Raw genomic sequence first — 15,931 nt, 5'->3', positions numbered from 1 at the left:
AGCTCACCCCGGGATATTTTCAGACAGAAGAAGGGTTAACACGCCAGCGCGGGATCGGCTTGACGGTCGATGAGGAGGGTTGTGGCAATAGCTCCTACCCACATGCAGAACAAAGCAAGCCAGGCGGTGGCGGCGAAAACCGAGCTGTTGGTGACGCCGTTGCCGATGGCGCAGCCGCCCGCCAACATCGCGCCGAAACCCATGAGCGCGGCACCGATCATCGAGCGACGCATGACCGGGACGGAGTCGAAGCTCTGCCAGCGGAACTCGCCCGCGATGAGCGACGAGAGGAACGCACCGATGACCACGCCCGGCACCAGTCCGACGTCGAATTCAAGTACGGCGTTGCGGTCGAGAAAGAACATCAGCGTGTTGGCCGAGGGACCGGAGAAGGTGACGGAGGAGACTGGCACCGGATCGAAGGCGACCTGCGCCAGTTGCCATGTCAGATACCAGCCGATGGCTACGGCAAAGCCCACACCCGAGGCGAAGATCCAGATTTTCGGGCCGATCTGGTTCTTTGCGGCGAGGAAAAGCGCCAAGGCGGCAAAGGCGATGCCGAGGGCCAGTCCCGTACCGTTCGGCAGGTGAAGCGCATTCAGGAGATTGATGTTTTCGCTCCCGGTGATCGACAGGGAGGCAAGTCGGTCGCGGTAGGGTGAGAGGATGCCATGCAGGCTCATTTGCGCGGTGACGGCAAAGATCAGTCCCGAGACGACCGAACGCAGGTTGCCGGTCGAGGCGAGGACGAGCAACCGCCCGGAACAGCCACGCGACATCACCATGCCCGCGCCGAACATCAGTCCGCCGATTATCGCGCCCGACCATGATCCGGGCACCGCCATGACGCGGGCATCGGCCTCGCGAAACAGGCCCAGAAGCTGCGCGCCCTGCACCCAGACGATGGCGGTCGAGAGCGTGAGAAACCAGACGGCCACTTTGGGCCCGAGGCGACCTCGGGCAAATTCGACCGTGGCTGCGCGTAGGCAGAATTGCGAACGCTGCGCCGAGATGCCGAAAATAAGCCCGGTCAACAGACCGAAGATCGCTGCTGTCGGGCTTTCTCCGATGCCCTCGACAAGGGTTAGAATATCCATGGTTTTTCTCCTCCCGCGATCTTTGCCCCTTTGATCCGTGGCAAACCCTGTGCGCAAAATTTTCCAGATTTTAGGGTTTCGTGCGCCCAAGGCCTTGATCTGTGTCACATGATCGGGGTGTGCACCCTCCTGCGTCAAGCCACCCGCGCAGGGGGTGTGCGGGAATTTCGGCTATTCAGAATAGCATTCCTTCACTACAGGCGGATCATGAGCAAAACACCCGTATCCCTCTCCGATGTGTCTCACCTGCCGCGTTGGCGGCGGCCGGAGTCCCTGTTGTTCTTGATGGCCTTCGCCATGCCCGTGGCCTTTGCCACATGGAACGCGCTGTTGAACAACTTCGTCATCGAAGTGGCGGGTTTTACCGGGGTGCAGATCGGCTGGCTTCATACGGTGCGGGAAATTCCGGGCTTTCTGGCCATTGGGGTGATTGCGCTTATCATGATCGTGCGTGAACAGGTGCTGGGCGTGGTGTCGCTCTTGCTTCTGGGGGCTGCAACGGCGGTGACCGCATGGTTTCCCTCTTTGGGCGGTATTCTGACTATCACCATGCTGTCCTCGATCGGGTTTCACTATTTCGAGACGGTGAACCAGTCGCTGCAATTGCAATGGCTGCCGAAGGACCGCGCGCCCATCGTGCTCGGCCGCTTGCTGGCGGCGGGTTCGGCGGCCTCTCTCGTGGCTTACGGGCTTCTGGTTCTGACATGGAAGACCTTCGATCTGTCCTACAATATCGTCTACCTGCTCTCGGGGGGCTTTACGGCTCTGGTCGCGATCTTCGCGCTACTGGCCTATCCGCAATTCGAGGCACCCAACCCGCAGGCCAAGAAGCTGATCCTGAAACGCCGTTACGGGCTCTATTACGCGCTTCAGTTCATGGCGGGCGCGCGGCGGCAGATTTTCGTTGTCTTCGCCGCCTTCATGATGGTCGAGAAATTCGGGCTCGGGGTGGAAGAGATCACCGGTCTGTTCCTGATCAACTATCTGGCCAATATGGTCATCGCGCCGATGATGGGGAAAATCGTCTTCATCAAGGGCGAGAGGTTTGTTCTCATGCTCGAATATATCGGGCTGACTCTGGTGTTCATGGCCTATGGCGGGATTTATTGGCTGGGTTGGGGCGTGATCGTGGGGGCGGCGCTCTATGTGATCGACCACATGCTGTTCGGCCTCGCTTTTGCGCTCAAAACCTATTTCCAAAAGATCGCCGATCCCGAAGACATCGCGCCCACGGCGGCGGTGGCTTTTACGATCAACCACATTGCGGCGGTGTTTTTGCCGGCGTTGCTGGGCTATCTCTGGGTGGTCTCTCCGGGGGCGGTCTTCGGTCTGGCGGCGGCGCTGGCGATGGGTTCGGTGGGGCTCTCCGCCCTGATCCCGCGTCACCCGGAAAAGGGCAACGAATGGCGACTTATCCCGCGCGTGCGCGAGGTGGCCCCGGCCGAGTGATGTGCCGGAGATTGGCGCAATCTCAATTGCAGGCTATATTGCATGACAACCCGCACAACGGAGGCTTGCCATGTTTGCCGCTCTGACCAAGAAACTTACCATGCCCACGCCCGACGAGGCGCTGCCGGGGCGTCCCGATCCGATCCCCACAGCGGCGGAGCATTTCGTGCTTCACGTGCGGCTTGAGGCCCCGGTACCGGAGGGCTGCGAGGAGGCGATTTTCGGCATGGGCTGCTTCTGGGGCGTCGAGCGCATCTTCTGGCAGGTGCCGGGTGTCGTGAACACCGCAGCGGGCTATACGGCGGGCTATACGCCCCATCCGACCTATGAGGAAGTTTGCACCGGCAAGACCGGGCATAACGAGGTGGTGCGCGTGGTGTTCGATCCTGCCAAAGTGAGTTATGCCGAGTTGCTCAAGGTGTTTTGGGAAAACCACGATCCGACGCAGGGCATGCGTCAGGGCAATGACCGGGGCACGCAATATCGTTCCGGCATCTATGTCACGAATGAGGCGCAGCGGAGGGCCGCCGAGGCGAGCCTTGCGGGCTATAACGTGCTTTTGCAGGACAAGGGCTTTGGCGCGATCACGACCGAGATCCTGCCTGCGGGTGAGTTCTATTTCGCCGAGGAGTATCACCAGCAATATCTGGCGAAGAACCCGAACGGATATTGCGGTATCGGGGGCACCGGGGTGAGCTGTCCCGTGGGGCTGCGCATGGAACGCTCTGTGCAATGGAGCGATGAGATGGAGCGACCCGACAGTCCCGCGTAATTCAGCCGGAGCCGGGAGGGCATCAGGGGCGGGTTGTGAAAATCCTGCCGGACGGCTAAGGCAGGGGAAACCACCTAGGGGAAACCCAAGCCGGAGTGTCGCCATGCCAACTTTCACCGCCTTCACCAAGACCAAGGGCAAAGCCCCCGCCGAAGCCATCGGCGACGCGCTCGAATTTCTCGATCCGGAACCGACGGGCGTCGGCGTGTTCGAGATCGAGGACGGCTCGGGGCTCTGGGAAGTCGGGGCCTATTTCACCGAAGCGCCCGACGAGATCGCGCTCGCACTTTTGGCCAAGGCCAACGATGCCCCGGATTTCGTGATTTCCGAGCTGCCGGAAACGGATTGGGTTGCCAAGGTGCGCCGTGATCTGGCGCCGGTTGAGGCCGGGCGGTTCTTTGTCTACGGGGCACATGACGCCGACAGGCTCCCTGCGGACAAGATCGGCTTGCTGATTGAGGCAGCCATGGCCTTTGGCACCGGCCATCACGGTACGACGCTCGGCTGCCTCAAGGCGCTCGATCATCTGATGGCCGAGGGTAAGACGTTCGACAATGTCGCGGACATTGGCTGTGGCACCGCCGTGCTGGCCATGGCGGCGGCAAAGATTTCCGACAAGACGGTCTATGCCTCCGACATTGACGAGGTCGCGGTCGAGGTCGCCGAAAGCAATGTGCGCGCCAACGATCTCGCGGGGCAGGTGGTCTGTCTGGAAGCCGCCGGTTTCAATCATCCGGTGCTGGCCGAGAAGGCTCCCTTCGATCTGGTCTTCGCGAATATTCTCAAAGGTCCGCTGGTGGCGCTTGCCCCGGATATGGCGGCCAATGTTATGCCGGGCGGGCATGTGATTCTCTCGGGTATCCTCAACCCGCAAGCCGATGAGGTCGTCGACGTTTATACCCGCTCCGGCTTCAATCTTGTGGAACGCCAAGAGATTGTTGACTGGACGACGCTAACGATGCTGAGAACTCATTAAATTTAAAGGGAAAAATCTCTTTCTCGCCGCGTTTGCCCCAATTTCGCCACATTTTGCCGCAAGAATGTCTTAGTCGGTGGGGGCCGATGTTACGAGGAGGCTGCCATGGCTTACGCCGGTTCGCAGCAATTGGAAAAACGGCTCACCCGTATTGAGGCGCGTCGACGCGCGCTCAGGCACGGTGCCGTCTATTCGGTTAATCAGGATGGTCTTATTATCGCGCGCCCGCGGCGCCGGGGGATGCGGCGACCGCTCTATCTTGTGTTTTTTGCCCTCGCCGGGGTGATTGCCTTCAAAGCGATGCTCTATGCGAGTCTCGGGGCCGTGTCCTATGCGACACGGGTGGACGAGTTGTCTCAGGGGACCGCGATTGAACGTGCCGCGGCTTGGGTCATGCATGCCGATCAGGTTACCGTCTGGCTGGCGCTTCAGGGCAAGATGCTGCTGAGTTGAGAAATAATGTTACCGGGGGTCGGATGGCTGTTTCCCTCCATGCCAGTCAATCCCTGTCACGTCAGAAACCGCACCGGCCTTCGGTGCGGGTTTTCACTTTATATCTGCTCACGGCGCCGCCTCCGCAGAGGGTGGGCATGCCCCCCGGTCCCGCAGTCGGGTGGCTCGCAGGCTTTGGTTGCGTCGCCGCGCGCTGTTCTAAGGGCTGATCACGTCTGTTGGCAAACCTGCGCTTGGCAAATGTTCTCGTTTCGTGCTAACTCATTCTCAACGAATAAAACGAGCAGGTGAGATCATGCGTGTGATGGGCATCGACCCCGGGCTGCGCAACATGGGCTGGGGCATTATTGATGTCGCGGGTCCGCGCATCAGCCATGTCGCCAACGGCATCTGCCGCTCGGCCTCTTCCGACGATCTCGCCACGCGGCTTTTGTCGCTCTTCGATCAACTCACCGCCATTGTCGAGACCTACCGCCCTGACAGCGCCGCCGTCGAGCAGACTTTCGTCAACAAGGACGCTGTCGCCACACTGAAGCTGGGGCAGGCGCGTTCCGTCGCCCTTCTGGTTCCGGCCCGCGCAGGCATCCCCATCGGCGAATACGCCCCGAACGCGGTGAAAAAGACGGTCGTCGGCGTCGGCCATGCCGCCAAGCAACAGGTCGAGCATATGATCAAACTGCAACTCCCCGGTATCCGGCTCGAAGGGCCGGATGCGGTCGATGCGCTGGCCATCGCGATCACCCATTCTTATCACGCGCAGTCCTCTTCACGGTTGGCGGATGCGCTGAGAAAGGCGGCGTCATGATCGGTAAGCTGACGGGTGTCATCGACTATATCGGCACGGATCATGTGATGATCGATGTGCGGGGCGTCGGCTATATCGTGCATATTTCCGAGCGCACGCGCATGTCCCTGCCGGGGCAGGGCGCGCCGGTGTCGCTCTACACCGATATGCTGGTGCGCGAGGATCTGATGCAGTTGTTCGGCTTCACGTCCCTTTTGGAAAAGGAATGGTATCGCCTCTTGATTTCCGTTCAAGGCATCGGCTCGAAAGCCGCCATGGCGATCCTCGGCACTCTGGGGCCGGAGGCGACGGGGCGCGCGATTGCACTGGGCGACTGGACGGCGATCAAGGCAGCACCTGGCGTCGGCCCGAAGATTGCGCAGCGCGTGGTCAATGAGTTGAAGGACAAGGCGCCGACGGTGATGTCGATGGGCGGCAAGCTGTCGGAGGCGCTTGCGGCACCGGAAGTTGTTGAGGTCATCGAGGGCGCAGCACCTGTGGCCAAACCGAAACCCACGCCCCCAAAAGCCAATGCCTCCGCCGAGGCCGAGGCGCTTTCAGCGCTGCAAAACCTCGGTTATGCTCCTTCTGACGCCGCGCAGGCCGTGGCGCAGGCCGCGCAGGATGCGCCCGAGGCGGATACGTCGGGTCTGATCAAAGCGGCGCTGCGCCTGCTCGCGCCGAAAGGGTAAGAGATGGAAAGCCCCGATCCCACGTTGCGCCCGGAGCGGCAACCGCAGGACGCCGATCGTGCCCTGCGCCCGCAGGCGCTTGAAGAGTTCATCGGTCAGCAAGAGGCGCGCGCCAACCTGCGGGTGTTCATCGAGTCTGCGCGTCGCCGCGAAGAGGCGATGGACCATGTTCTGTTTCATGGCCCGCCGGGGCTTGGCAAGACCACGCTGGCGCAGATCATGGCGCGCGAACTGGGCGTGAATTTCAAGATGACTTCCGGGCCGGTTCTCGCAAAGGCGGGTGATCTTGCGGCGATCCTGACCAATCTCGAAGCCCGCGATGTGCTCTTCATCGACGAGATTCACCGGATGAACCCGGTGGTCGAAGAGGTGCTCTACCCGGCGATGGAGGATTTCGAGCTCGATCTGGTGATCGGCGAAGGCCCCGCCGCGCGCACCGTGCGGATCGAGTTGCAGCCCTTCACCCTGGTGGGCGCGACCACGCGGCTCGGGCTTTTGACTACGCCCTTGCGCGACCGCTTCGGCATCCCGACACGGCTTCAGTTCTACACCACCGAAGAACTGCACGAGATCGTCACCCGTGGCGCGCGTCTTCTGAATGTGCCCACCGATCCGGCAGGCGCGCATGAGATCGCCAAACGTGCGCGTGGCACGCCGCGGATCGCCGGGCGGCTTTTGCGCCGCGTGGTGGATTTCGCCGTGGTCGAGGGCGACGGGCGGATCACGAAATCTTTGGCCGACGGGGCGCTCACACGTTTGGGCGTCGATCTGATCGGCCTCGATGGGGCAGACCGGCGCTATCTCGGCATGATCGCGGAGAATTACGGCGGCGGGCCGGTGGGGGTTGAGACCTTGGCGGCGGCTTTGTCGGAAAGCCGGGATGCGATCGAGGATGTGATCGAGCCCTATCTTTTGCAGCAGGGCCTCATCCAGCGCACCCCGCGCGGCCGGATGCTGACGCAGAAATCCTGGAAACATCTGGGGCTTGAGGCCCCGAAAGGGCCGGATCAGACCGATTTGTTCGGTAAGTGAGTATTTGAGCCACCGAAAAGCAGGGTTTTAGCCCAACAGATGCCCCATCTGCGCCACCGCGAGCCGGTAGCCATTGACGCCGAAGCCCGCCATGACCGCGTCTGCGCGCATCGAGACATAGGAATGATGGCGGAAGGCCTCGCGTTTGTGCACCTGAGAGATATGCACCTCGATCACCGGGCCTTCGAAGGTGTTCAGAGCATCGAGAATGGCCACCGAGGTGTGCGTATAGGCTGCCGGGTTGATGACGATGCCGGCGGCTTTTTCGCGCGCCTCATGGATCAGGTCGATGATCTCCCCCTCATGGTTCGATTGCGCGAAAACCACGTCGAGATCGTGCAGAGCGGCCTCGGTTGCACAGAGCGCTTCGACATCCTCAAGCGTGTCGGAACCGTAAATCTCCGGCTCCCGCTTGCCTAGAAGGTTCAGGTTGGGGCCGTTCAGGATGTAGATCGTCTTGCTCATGATGCGCCTCGTGGTTCTTTGCGCCAAGCTACGCGGGGCAGGGGTTGCCGCGCAAGCCACCCTGTTGCAAAAGAACGGCGCAAGACGCGAGAGGGCCACATGAGCGAGATCACACCGGAACGCATCGAAGAATTTTTCACCCGCTCGAACGGCGATTATGTTTTTGCGCGCTGGGGGCGGCCCATCGCGCCGGTGGTGTTTGGCGTGGAGGACGAGACGCTGGTGACGGTGAAATCCGCAATCGAGGCCTGTGTCGCCATCGCCGGTCACCGGATCGAGGAAATGGACCCGGAACTGGGCACGAACCTCATGGTGTTTTTCCTCTCTGACTGGGCGGAGTTGCTCGACGTGCCGCATATGGGCGATCTCATTCCCGATCTGGAAACGCGGGTGGCGACCTTGCAGGCGCGTGGCGCACATCAGTACCGGGCGTTTCGATTCGACGATCAGGGGGCGATCAAGGCGTGCTTTACCTTTGTGTGCATGGGCGGTGCGATGGATGAGGTGCCTGCCGAAGTGATCGCGATGAGCCAGGCGGTACAAGCCATGCTCCTGTGGTCGGATGTTGAGTTTACCCAAGACAGCCCGCTTGCCGTTGCTCCCGAAGGCACGGTGGTGCGCCCGGATGTGGCGAATGTGCTGCGTGCGGCTTACGACCCGATGCTGCCGGACGCGGCGCGGGATGCTTCCCATGCGCTCAGGCTCTATGCGCGGGTGATTGCGGGATAGCGGTGGTCGGGATAAGGCTCAACTTTTCGCGCAGGAAAGCCTCTTTCCTGTCGGCTATTTGGGTTTTCCCGAACATCAGGCTGGCTGCGACAATATACCATTTCACTGAGTAGACGAAGCCAATGATCGTCGCAGGAAGTCCTATGAGCAATTGAATTGTTGCGTTTGCGAAGATGACCCAGAGGGCCGGTTGCGGATCGTTTTCCATGATCACGATGGTGAAAATGCTCAAGGGCAGGATCGGGAGCGCATATACAAAGACCCAGAAAAAGATCATCAGAAAAATCGGCATAGGGGCAAGCAGCCACAATTTGCGCGAAAACCGCAGGATGTAGAGCTCGGATTTCCAGCGGATATGATGCAGTTTTGACAATAGGTTTTTCAAATTGTACCTCGTATGCAGTTGCCTGTTACGATTGCAGGCTGATCCGTGAAAAGGAAGGGAAATTGAGATGACCCACATATTCCCTGTCCATGTCTATTACGAGGACACCGATCTTGCGGGCATCGTCTATTACGCCAATTACCTGAAGTTCATCGAGCGCGCGCGGACCGAATGGGTGCGCGATCTGGGCATTGATCAGGTCAGGCTCAAGGAAGAAGACGGCATCGTTTTTGCGGTGCGGCGGGTCGAGGCAGATTACCTTGTTCCTGCGAAATTCGATGACGATCTCACCGTGGAAACCGCTTTGGAGGCCATGACGGGGGCACGGATCGTGATGAACCAGGTGGTGAAACGTGGCGAGGATGTGCTGTTTTCGGCACAGGTGACCATCGTCGCGCTGACCGCAACCGGTTATCCGGCGCGACTTCCGGCAAATCTCCGCCGAAACCTGCACTGAAACCGCCGAAAATCTGCGAATTTGTGCTGCGCCTCACACGTTCGTGTTGGCGCTTCCCCTGCCGATGAGCTAGAATCACGCGTAAAGATGAGAGCCGTGCAAATGCGGCCCACCAAAGGCGATTAAAGAGCAGGTTCATGGACCAACAAACCCTTGCGATGGCGCAGGAGATAGACTTCTCCTTGCTCGCGCTTTTCATGCGCGCCACCTTCACCGTGAAAATTGTGATGCTGATGCTGATCGTGGCCTCTTTCTGGTCATGGTCGATCATCATCCAGAAATTCATTTCCTATAAAAAGGCCCGCGCCGAGGCGGCCGCTTTCGATCAGGCCTTCTGGTCGGGCGAGCCGCTCGATGAGCTGTATGACCAGATTTCCGATGGGCCGATGAGCGCGCCGGAGCGGGTGTTTGCCGCGGGCATGACCGAGTGGCGACGCTCGCATCGCGCCGATGGCGGGTTGATCGCGGGGGCACAGTCGCGCATCGACCGTTCGATGGATGTGGCCATCGCGAAAGAGAGCGAGGAAATGACCAAGGGGCTTTCGTTCCTTGCGACCGTCGGGTCCACCGGACCCTTCGTCGGTCTTTTCGGGACGGTCTGGGGGATCAAGACGGCGTTCGAGGACATCGCCATGGCGCAGTCGACCAACCTTGCCGTCGTGGCTCCGGGCATCGCGGAGGCGCTTCTGGCCACAGCGCTCGGCCTTCTTGCCGCCATTCCCGCCGTGATCTTCTACAACAAGCTGAACGCCGACAGCGAACGCATCCTTGGTGGCTACGAGGCCTTTGCCGACGAGTTCGCCACCATCCTGTCCCGCGAGCTGGACAGTTAAGATGGGCGCGGGTGTCATTCAGAAATCGGGGGGAGGCGGTCGCCGTGGGCGTCGCCGTCGTCCCGCCGCGATGAGCGAGATCAACGTCACGCCTTTCGTCGACGTCATGCTGGTGCTTCTGATCATCTTCATGGTGGCCGCCCCGATGATGACCGTGGGAGTGCCGGTGGAACTGCCGGAAACGGCGGCGACTGCGTTGCCGCAGGAGGAACAGGAGCCGCTGACCATCACGCTCACCGCCGACGGGCAGGTTCTGCTCATGTCCAATGAGACGCCGGAACAGGATCTCGTGACCAAGCTCAAAGCCATCGCCGCCGAGCGTCAGGACGACAAGATTTTCCTGCGCGCCGACGGATCGGTGCCCTACGAACGTGTGGCTCAGGTGATGGGCGCATTGAACGCGGGCGGGTTTCGCTCCATCGGTCTGGTGACCGAACAGGGCGGGCCGCGTCTCGACGGGTCGAATTAAGGGATATCACGCGTGAACGCGGGCCAATATATCTCCGGCGCGGGCCATCTGGGCCTGATTGCCTATGTGCTTTTCGGGGGGCTGTTCCTGCATCCCGAGGAGCCTGCGGACGTGTCCGTGCAGGAGGTGGCACTGATTTCGGAAAGCGAGTTCGCCGCCATGGTGGCGCAAAGCACCGCACCCGACACCTACGAGATTGCCCCCGAGATGCGTGCCCCCGAGACGGAAAGCGCCCCGGAGGTGAGCCAACCCGAGGAGAGCAAGCCGGAGCAAAGCGCGCCCGAAACGCCGCCGCCGACAGCGCCGGAGCCAAAGCCCGAACCGCCGCAAACCGTGACCCCGCCGGTCGAAGTGCAGCCGACGCCGCCCAGCCCGCAGGCCGATCCGGAGATTTCGCTCGAAGACCCCGGTGCGGGCCTCCCGGATCGTCCTGACCGCAAGCCGACGCCGCGCCCGGTGCCGCGCATCGCCGACCGGAACGTGACCGCGCCCGAGCCGCAGCCGGAGATTTCCGACACACCGGTTGAGGCCGCCAACGAGGAAAGCGAAAGCCCCGAGGTGGTTGAGGAAAAGGTCGAAGAGTCGGCCCCGCAGGAAACCGCCACGGAGATCGTGACCGAGGCGGAGAAACCTTCGGGCATGTCCACTTCGCCGCGCCCGAAATCGCGCCCGGCCAATCTCGCGGCGCAGGTACAGGCGGCGCAACAGGCGCAGGAGACACCGAAACCCGCTACGCCCGCAGCCGAACCGAAAGAAGACACGTCGGACGCCGTCGCTGATGCGGCTGCTGCGGCCGCTGCGGCTTTGGCCGCCGAAAGCGTGGGCAGCCCCGCCGCCCCTGAACGCCCGGTCGGCCCGCCTCTGACCGCGGGCGAGCGCGAGGGCATGCGGGTTGCGGTGTCGCAATGCTGGAACGTCGGCGCGATGTCGACCGACGCGATGCGCACGGTGATCACGGTTGGCGTTGCGATGAACGAAGATGGCACGCCGCAGGCCGGCTCCATTAAACTCCTGTCTCATACGGGCGGCACGGAAGCGGGGGCGCAGAGCGCCTTCGAGGTTGCCCGACGCGCGATTATCCGCTGCGGTGCGCGCGGTTTCCCCTTGCCGGTGGAAAAATATGCCCATTGGCGCAATATCGAAATGACGTTCGATCCCGAACAGATGAGGTTCAAATGAAACGCCTGACTGCCTTTGCCCCTGTTCTGGCCTGTGCTTTTGCCGCAGCGCTTTCCCTCGGGGGGGCCGCGCCCGCCGTGGCGCAGGATCCGGGGCCGCTGAGACTCGACATCACGCGCGGGGTGATCGAACCCCTGCCGCTCGCCCTGCCGGATTTTATCGCCGAGACACCGCAGGCCGCCGAATACGCCAAGCAAATCTCCGACGTGATCGCCGCCGATCTCGTGGGCACGGGGCTGTTCCGGGAAATCCCGTCTTCAGCCTATATTTCGCAGGTGACGAATTTCGGCGCTGCCGTGCAATATGCCGACTGGAAGGCGATCAACGCGCAGGGTCTGGTGACTGGCGCCGTGGGCATCGACAGCGCGGGCAACCTGTCGGTCAAGTTCCGCGTCTTTGACGTCTATGCCGAAGCACCGCTGGGGTCGGGCCTGCAACTCGGCGGCACCACCGCAAGCTGGCGGCGGATCGCGCACAAGGTCGCCGATGTGGTCTATTCGCGGATCACAGGCGAGGGGGGATATTTCGACAGCCGCGTTGTCTTTGTCTCGCAAACCGGGCCGAAAAACGACCGCAAGAAACGCCTTGCTGTGATGGATTACGATGGGGCGGGGCTTCAGTACCTGACCGACGATCATTACATCGTTTTTGCGCCGCGCTTCTCGCCCTCCGGCGACCGGGTGCTCTACACCTCCTATGAAACCGGCACGCCGCAGATCATGATGCTCGATGTCGGTACGGTGACACGCACGCGCCTGCCGGTGCCCGCCGAATCCGTGACCTTCGCGCCGCGGTTCTCTCCCGATGGCCGGTCCATCGTTTATTCCATGTCCACGGGCTCGAACACCGATCTCTACCGCATGGACATCGCGACCTCGCAGATCACCCGTCTCACCAATACGCCCGCCATCGAGACCGCGCCGAGTTTTTCGCCCGACGGTTCGCAGATCGTGTTCGAGTCCGACCGTTCCGGCACGCAGCAGCTTTATATCATGCCCGCGGGCGGTGGTGAGGCGCGGCGGATTTCCTCGGGCATCGGACGTTATGGCACGCCGGTGTGGTCGCCGCGCGGGGATCTCATCGCTTTCACCAAACAGAACCAGGGCCGTTTCCACATCGGGGTGATGCGCACGGACGGTTCCGAAGAGCGGCTTCTGACTGCCTCCTTCCTCGACGAAGGTCCGAGCTGGGCGCCCAATGGCCGGGTGATCATGTTCACCCGTGAAAGCCAGGGGGCGGGCGGCGAAAGCGCGCTTTACACCGTCGACATTTCCGGGCGGAACCTGAAACGGGTGCCAACTACGGCCAGCGCATCCGATCCGGCCTGGTCGCCGCTGTTGAAATAGTGAAATCCGGCACCTCCCCAAGCCCCGGGGAGGCTGCTATAGTCCCAACAAACCCAGAGCAGTTACGAACATCCCAAAGGATCTTCCATGTCCCAGTTTCTGACCTCCAAAGCCTCCCGCGCACTTCTTCTGGTCGCGGCCCTTGGCCTTTCAGCCTGTACCAATCCCGGTCGTTTTGGCAACAACGCCAATGGGGCCGGCGGGGCCGGTGCCAACGGCATGATCCCGGGCTCGGCTTCCGATCCGACCTCGATCGCCTATTTCAACCAGACCGTGGGCGACCGCGTGCTCTTCGCCGTCGATCAGTCGACGCTCTCGGATGAGGCGCGCACTATTCTCGCCGGTCAGTCCCGCTGGCTGCTCGACAATCCGGCCTATACGGCGATCATCGAAGGCCACGCTGACGAACAGGGCACCCGCGAATACAACTTTGCGCTTTCCGCACGTCGCGCCGCCTCCGTGCAGGATTACCTGATCAGTCAGGGCGTGAACCCGTCGCGTCTGAAAACCATCCCCTATGGCAAGGAGCGCCCGCTCGCCATCTGTTCGGATGAAAGCTGCTACAGCCAGAACCGCCGGGCCGTGACCGTGCTCGCCGCTGGCGCAGGCATGTAAGCGAAAAGGAGAGTTTGCGATGAAAGCGACGATCTTTGGCGCGGCGCTGGCTCTGTCCTGTGTCGGAGGGGCGCTCTGGGCGCAGGATGCGCAGACGCTGGCGGATATCCGTCAGGAAGCCGCAGTTCTGTCCGTCGAGATCAACAAGCTCAAACGGGAGCTCTCCACGACTGGCGCGCCGAACACCCAGTTCGCGGGCGCCGATACGCTCCAGCGGGTCGATTTGATGGAGGCCGCTCTGGCCAATCTCACGGCCAAGCTCGAAGCGCTCGAATTTCGTATCGACCGTGTGGTCAAGGACGGTACGAACCAGCTCGATGACCTGAATTTTCGGCTTTGCGAGCTTGAGAGCGGTTGCGATGTCGGCAACCTGCCGCCGCTGACGCCTTTGGGCGGAGAAGCGGCCACGACGGGAGCCTCCGATATGATCGTCGCGGGGCCGGGGACCGAGCCGCCGATGGAGGGAGGCGGCGAGTTCGCCATGACCGAACAGAGCGATTTCGATGCGGCAAAGGCGCTTTATGACGAGGGCCAGTATCAGGCTTCGGCCGACGCCTTCGCCACTTTTGCCCAGACCTACACTGGCGGTTACCTGACCGCCGAGGCGCATTACATGCGGGGCGAGGCATTGACGGCGGCGGGCGATACGGCCAATGCCGCGCGGGCCTATCTCGACAGTTTCTCCGGTAACCCGGAGGGCGAACGCGCCCCCGATGCGCTTTTGAAACTGGCGGGTGCTTTGGGCAAGCTTGGTCAGACCGACAAGGCCTGTGTCATGTATGGCGAGGTCGGGACCCGTTTCCCTGGCTCTACGGCAGCCTCTCAGGCCCAGACCGAGGCGCGCGGGTTCGGGTGTCCGTAAGGGCATGACCGGGGTGGAGACGAACCGGGCGATGTTGCGCCATTTCGTGGCCACCGCCTTTGCCTTCGAGAAACCCGATCATCTGGCTGTCGCGGTCTCCGGCGGCGGCGACAGCATGGCTTTGCTGCATCTTCTGGCGGAGTGGGCGCGCGAGGAAAAGGTGCGTCTTCAGGCGGTCACGGTAAACCACGGGCTGCGTCCGGAAGCCGCCGCAGAAGCGCGGTTCGTGGCGGAGGTCTCCGAACGGCTCCGCATCAAACACACCACGCTGAACTGGGCCGGGCAAAACGCCACCGGCAATATTCAGGACGCCGCGCGGCGTGCCCGTTATCGCCTTATGGCGGACTGGGCGAAGGGGCAGGGGATTTCCACCATCGCGCTTGCGCATACCGCCGATGATCAGGCGGAGACGTTCTTCATGCGGCTCGCGCGCGCCTCCGGCATCGACGGGCTGACGGGGATGCAGCGGCGGCGGGTGTCGGACGGGATTACCTGGGTGCGGCCTTTGCTGATGCAGGAACGGTTCGAGCTCAGACAATATCTTCGGGAGCTGCATGAGCCTTGGGTGGATGATCCGTCGAATGACGATGAAGCCTATGAGCGGGTAAAGGCGCGGCGCGCCATGGAAGAACTCACGAAACTTGGTATCGACGCGCATGTTGTCGGCCGGGTGATGGATCACTTGTCGCAGGTGCGCTCGGCGCTCGATTTCGCGACTCATGACCATGCGCTCGATTGCGTCCGGGAGGACCGTGGCGATCTGATCATCGACCGTCGCCGTTTTGCCGAGGGCGCACCGGAGGTGAACCGGCGTCTGGTGGATGCGGCGCTGCGCTGGATTTCCTCGGCGGATTACGGCCCACGCGGCATGAAGTTGCAGGAGTTTCTCTCCGCCATGATGCGCGGACGCGACGCAACGTTGCACGGTGTGCGGCTTCTGGGAGGTAAGGGGAGCTTTCGACTGACCCGTGAACATGCCGCCGTGGCCGGGACTGTGGCTTTGCCGGGGGCGCTATGGGACGGGCGTTGGGTCGTGGAAGGTATTGAAAACCAAGACTATGTCGTGCGCGCACTGGGGGAAGACGGGTTGTTGCAACTGGGCGAACGTCCGGAAGATGCGCCTCCGCGTGAAAGTCTCATCGCCTCTCCGGCCCTGTTCGAGGGCAATACGCTGATCTCCGCGCCTCTGGCAGGTCACGGACCGGCGACCGCACGGCTCATTCATCCGAAAGGCGGTTTTCACACCGCGCTTTTATCGCATTGAACTTGAGCCGTTCATGCCTATTTTAAGGAGAAACCCGCGCGCGCGTCTTTGATCGTGCGTTTAAGATCATTC

At 61.9% G+C, this 15,931-nt stretch carries 19 protein-coding genes; 16 read left to right on the top strand and 3 right to left on the bottom strand.

The window, feature by feature from the left end:
• Positions 1–35: 35 nt before the first annotated feature.
• Positions 36–1,097 carry a YeeE/YedE family protein gene (locus C8N42_RS01715; protein ID WP_107814803.1) on the bottom strand — a complete coding sequence of 354 codons (1,062 nt, stop codon included), beginning with the start codon at positions 1,095–1,097 and terminating at the stop codon, positions 36–38.
• Positions 1,098–1,304: 207 nt separating this feature from the next.
• Here C8N42_RS01715 and C8N42_RS01710 point away from each other — a divergent pair, with 207 nt between their 5' ends.
• From C8N42_RS01710 to ruvB, 7 genes are all read left to right on the top strand, one after another.
• Complete coding sequence (locus C8N42_RS01710; protein WP_107814802.1) at positions 1,305–2,546, top strand: MFS transporter; 1,242 nt, start codon at positions 1,305–1,307, stop codon at positions 2,544–2,546.
• A 70-nt stretch (positions 2,547–2,616) separates the two neighbouring features.
• Positions 2,617–3,318 (top strand): peptide-methionine (S)-S-oxide reductase MsrA, encoded by a 702-nt coding sequence (msrA, locus tag C8N42_RS01705; RefSeq protein WP_107814801.1) that lies wholly within the window; start codon positions 2,617–2,619, stop codon positions 3,316–3,318.
• A 103-nt stretch (positions 3,319–3,421) separates the two neighbouring features.
• Positions 3,422–4,294: a 50S ribosomal protein L11 methyltransferase gene (locus C8N42_RS01700; RefSeq protein WP_107814800.1), complete on the top strand. Its 873-nt coding sequence runs from the start codon at positions 3,422–3,424 to the stop codon at positions 4,292–4,294.
• Positions 4,295–4,399: 105 nt separating this feature from the next.
• Positions 4,400–4,747, top strand: coding sequence for a hypothetical protein (locus C8N42_RS01695; RefSeq protein WP_107814799.1), 348 nt, complete (start codon positions 4,400–4,402; stop codon positions 4,745–4,747).
• 295 nt (positions 4,748–5,042) lie between these two features.
• A complete protein-coding gene (gene ruvC / locus C8N42_RS01690) occupies positions 5,043–5,552 on the top strand; it encodes a crossover junction endodeoxyribonuclease RuvC (RefSeq protein ID WP_107814798.1) in 510 nt (169 codons plus the stop codon).
• Complete coding sequence (ruvA, locus tag C8N42_RS01685) at positions 5,549–6,223, top strand: Holliday junction branch migration protein RuvA (RefSeq protein ID WP_107814797.1); 675 nt, start codon at positions 5,549–5,551, stop codon at positions 6,221–6,223. The genes ruvC and ruvA overlap by 4 nt, the downstream gene beginning before the upstream one ends.
• Before the next feature lie 3 nt (positions 6,224–6,226).
• Entirely contained in the window at positions 6,227–7,255 is a 1,029-nt protein-coding gene (gene ruvB, locus C8N42_RS01680; protein ID WP_107814796.1) for a Holliday junction branch migration DNA helicase RuvB, read from the top strand.
• Between the two features lie 27 nt (positions 7,256–7,282).
• Here ruvB and aroQ read toward each other — a convergent pair whose 3' ends face one another.
• Positions 7,283–7,720, bottom strand: a complete 438-nt coding sequence (gene aroQ, locus C8N42_RS01675; protein ID WP_107814795.1) for a type II 3-dehydroquinate dehydratase — start codon at positions 7,718–7,720, stop codon at positions 7,283–7,285.
• Positions 7,721–7,819: 99 nt separating this feature from the next.
• Here aroQ and C8N42_RS01670 point away from each other — a divergent pair, with 99 nt between their 5' ends.
• Complete coding sequence (locus C8N42_RS01670) at positions 7,820–8,449, top strand: hypothetical protein (protein ID WP_107814794.1); 630 nt, start codon at positions 7,820–7,822, stop codon at positions 8,447–8,449.
• Here the strand turns inward: C8N42_RS01670 and C8N42_RS01665 are convergent.
• Positions 8,418–8,834 (bottom strand): hypothetical protein, encoded by a 417-nt coding sequence (locus C8N42_RS01665; protein WP_146168232.1) that lies wholly within the window; start codon positions 8,832–8,834, stop codon positions 8,418–8,420. The two genes, C8N42_RS01670 and C8N42_RS01665, sit on opposite strands and share 32 nt — an antisense overlap.
• A gap of 67 nt (positions 8,835–8,901) precedes the next feature.
• Between C8N42_RS01665 and ybgC the strand changes: the two genes are divergently transcribed.
• The 8 genes from ybgC to tilS all read left to right on the top strand — a co-directional run bounded on the left by ybgC (position 8,902) and on the right by tilS (position 15,859).
• A complete protein-coding gene (gene ybgC / locus C8N42_RS01660) occupies positions 8,902–9,291 on the top strand; it encodes a tol-pal system-associated acyl-CoA thioesterase (RefSeq protein ID WP_107814792.1) in 390 nt (129 codons plus the stop codon).
• Positions 9,292–9,428: 137 nt separating this feature from the next.
• Positions 9,429–10,124: a protein TolQ gene (gene tolQ, locus C8N42_RS01655; RefSeq protein ID WP_107814791.1), complete on the top strand. Its 696-nt coding sequence runs from the start codon at positions 9,429–9,431 to the stop codon at positions 10,122–10,124.
• Between the two features lies 1 nt (position 10,125).
• Positions 10,126–10,593 carry a protein TolR gene (gene tolR / locus C8N42_RS01650; RefSeq protein WP_107814790.1) on the top strand — a complete coding sequence of 156 codons (468 nt, stop codon included), beginning with the start codon at positions 10,126–10,128 and terminating at the stop codon, positions 10,591–10,593.
• A gap of 12 nt (positions 10,594–10,605) precedes the next feature.
• Positions 10,606–11,772 (top strand): energy transducer TonB, encoded by a 1,167-nt coding sequence (locus C8N42_RS01645; RefSeq protein WP_107814789.1) that lies wholly within the window; start codon positions 10,606–10,608, stop codon positions 11,770–11,772.
• Entirely contained in the window at positions 11,769–13,118 is a 1,350-nt protein-coding gene (gene tolB, locus C8N42_RS01640; protein WP_107814788.1) for a Tol-Pal system beta propeller repeat protein TolB, read from the top strand. The genes C8N42_RS01645 and tolB overlap by 4 nt, the downstream gene beginning before the upstream one ends.
• Positions 13,119–13,205: 87 nt before the next feature.
• Positions 13,206–13,733 carry a peptidoglycan-associated lipoprotein Pal gene (gene pal / locus C8N42_RS01635; protein ID WP_107814787.1) on the top strand — a complete coding sequence of 176 codons (528 nt, stop codon included), beginning with the start codon at positions 13,206–13,208 and terminating at the stop codon, positions 13,731–13,733.
• A 19-nt stretch (positions 13,734–13,752) separates the two neighbouring features.
• Positions 13,753–14,595, top strand: a complete 843-nt coding sequence (gene ybgF, locus C8N42_RS01630) for a tol-pal system protein YbgF (RefSeq protein ID WP_107814786.1) — start codon at positions 13,753–13,755, stop codon at positions 14,593–14,595.
• 4 nt (positions 14,596–14,599) lie between these two features.
• A complete protein-coding gene (gene tilS, locus C8N42_RS01625) occupies positions 14,600–15,859 on the top strand; it encodes a tRNA lysidine(34) synthetase TilS (RefSeq protein WP_170109160.1) in 1,260 nt (419 codons plus the stop codon).
• Positions 15,860–15,931 lie beyond the last annotated feature (72 nt).

Source organism: Celeribacter persicus (assembly GCF_003050785.1).
GTDB lineage: Bacteria > Pseudomonadota > Alphaproteobacteria > Rhodobacterales > Rhodobacteraceae > Celeribacter > Celeribacter persicus.
This window is presented reverse-complemented; position numbering and strand designations above follow the sequence as displayed.

Bases quoted from the DNA above. Each gene is read 5' to 3' on its own strand.
- tolQ (WP_107814791.1), top strand. From the start codon at position 9,429: ATGGACCAACAAACCCTTGCGATGGCGCAGGAGATAGACTTCTCCTTG.
- tolB (WP_107814788.1), top strand. From the start codon at position 11,769: ATGAAACGCCTGACTGCCTTTGCCCCTGTTCTGGCCTGTGCTTTTGCC.
- tolR (WP_107814790.1), top strand. From the start codon at position 10,126: ATGGGCGCGGGTGTCATTCAGAAATCGGGGGGAGGCGGTCGCCGTGGG.
- aroQ (WP_107814795.1), bottom strand. From the start codon at position 7,720: ATGAGCAAGACGATCTACATCCTGAACGGCCCCAACCTGAACCTTCTA.
- ruvA (WP_107814797.1), top strand. From the start codon at position 5,549: ATGATCGGTAAGCTGACGGGTGTCATCGACTATATCGGCACGGATCAT.
- tilS (WP_170109160.1), top strand. From the start codon at position 14,600: ATGACCGGGGTGGAGACGAACCGGGCGATGTTGCGCCATTTCGTGGCC.
- C8N42_RS01695 (WP_107814799.1), top strand. From the start codon at position 4,400: ATGGCTTACGCCGGTTCGCAGCAATTGGAAAAACGGCTCACCCGTATT.
- C8N42_RS01710 (WP_107814802.1), top strand. From the start codon at position 1,305: ATGAGCAAAACACCCGTATCCCTCTCCGATGTGTCTCACCTGCCGCGT.
- ybgC (WP_107814792.1), top strand. From the start codon at position 8,902: ATGACCCACATATTCCCTGTCCATGTCTATTACGAGGACACCGATCTT.
- C8N42_RS01715 (WP_107814803.1), bottom strand. From the start codon at position 1,097: ATGGATATTCTAACCCTTGTCGAGGGCATCGGAGAAAGCCCGACAGCA.
- ybgF (WP_107814786.1), top strand. From the start codon at position 13,753: ATGAAAGCGACGATCTTTGGCGCGGCGCTGGCTCTGTCCTGTGTCGGA.
- ruvB (WP_107814796.1), top strand. From the start codon at position 6,227: ATGGAAAGCCCCGATCCCACGTTGCGCCCGGAGCGGCAACCGCAGGAC.
- pal (WP_107814787.1), top strand. From the start codon at position 13,206: ATGTCCCAGTTTCTGACCTCCAAAGCCTCCCGCGCACTTCTTCTGGTC.
- msrA (WP_107814801.1), top strand. From the start codon at position 2,617: ATGTTTGCCGCTCTGACCAAGAAACTTACCATGCCCACGCCCGACGAG.
- ruvC (WP_107814798.1), top strand. From the start codon at position 5,043: ATGCGTGTGATGGGCATCGACCCCGGGCTGCGCAACATGGGCTGGGGC.
- C8N42_RS01700 (WP_107814800.1), top strand. From the start codon at position 3,422: ATGCCAACTTTCACCGCCTTCACCAAGACCAAGGGCAAAGCCCCCGCC.
- C8N42_RS01670 (WP_107814794.1), top strand. From the start codon at position 7,820: ATGAGCGAGATCACACCGGAACGCATCGAAGAATTTTTCACCCGCTCG.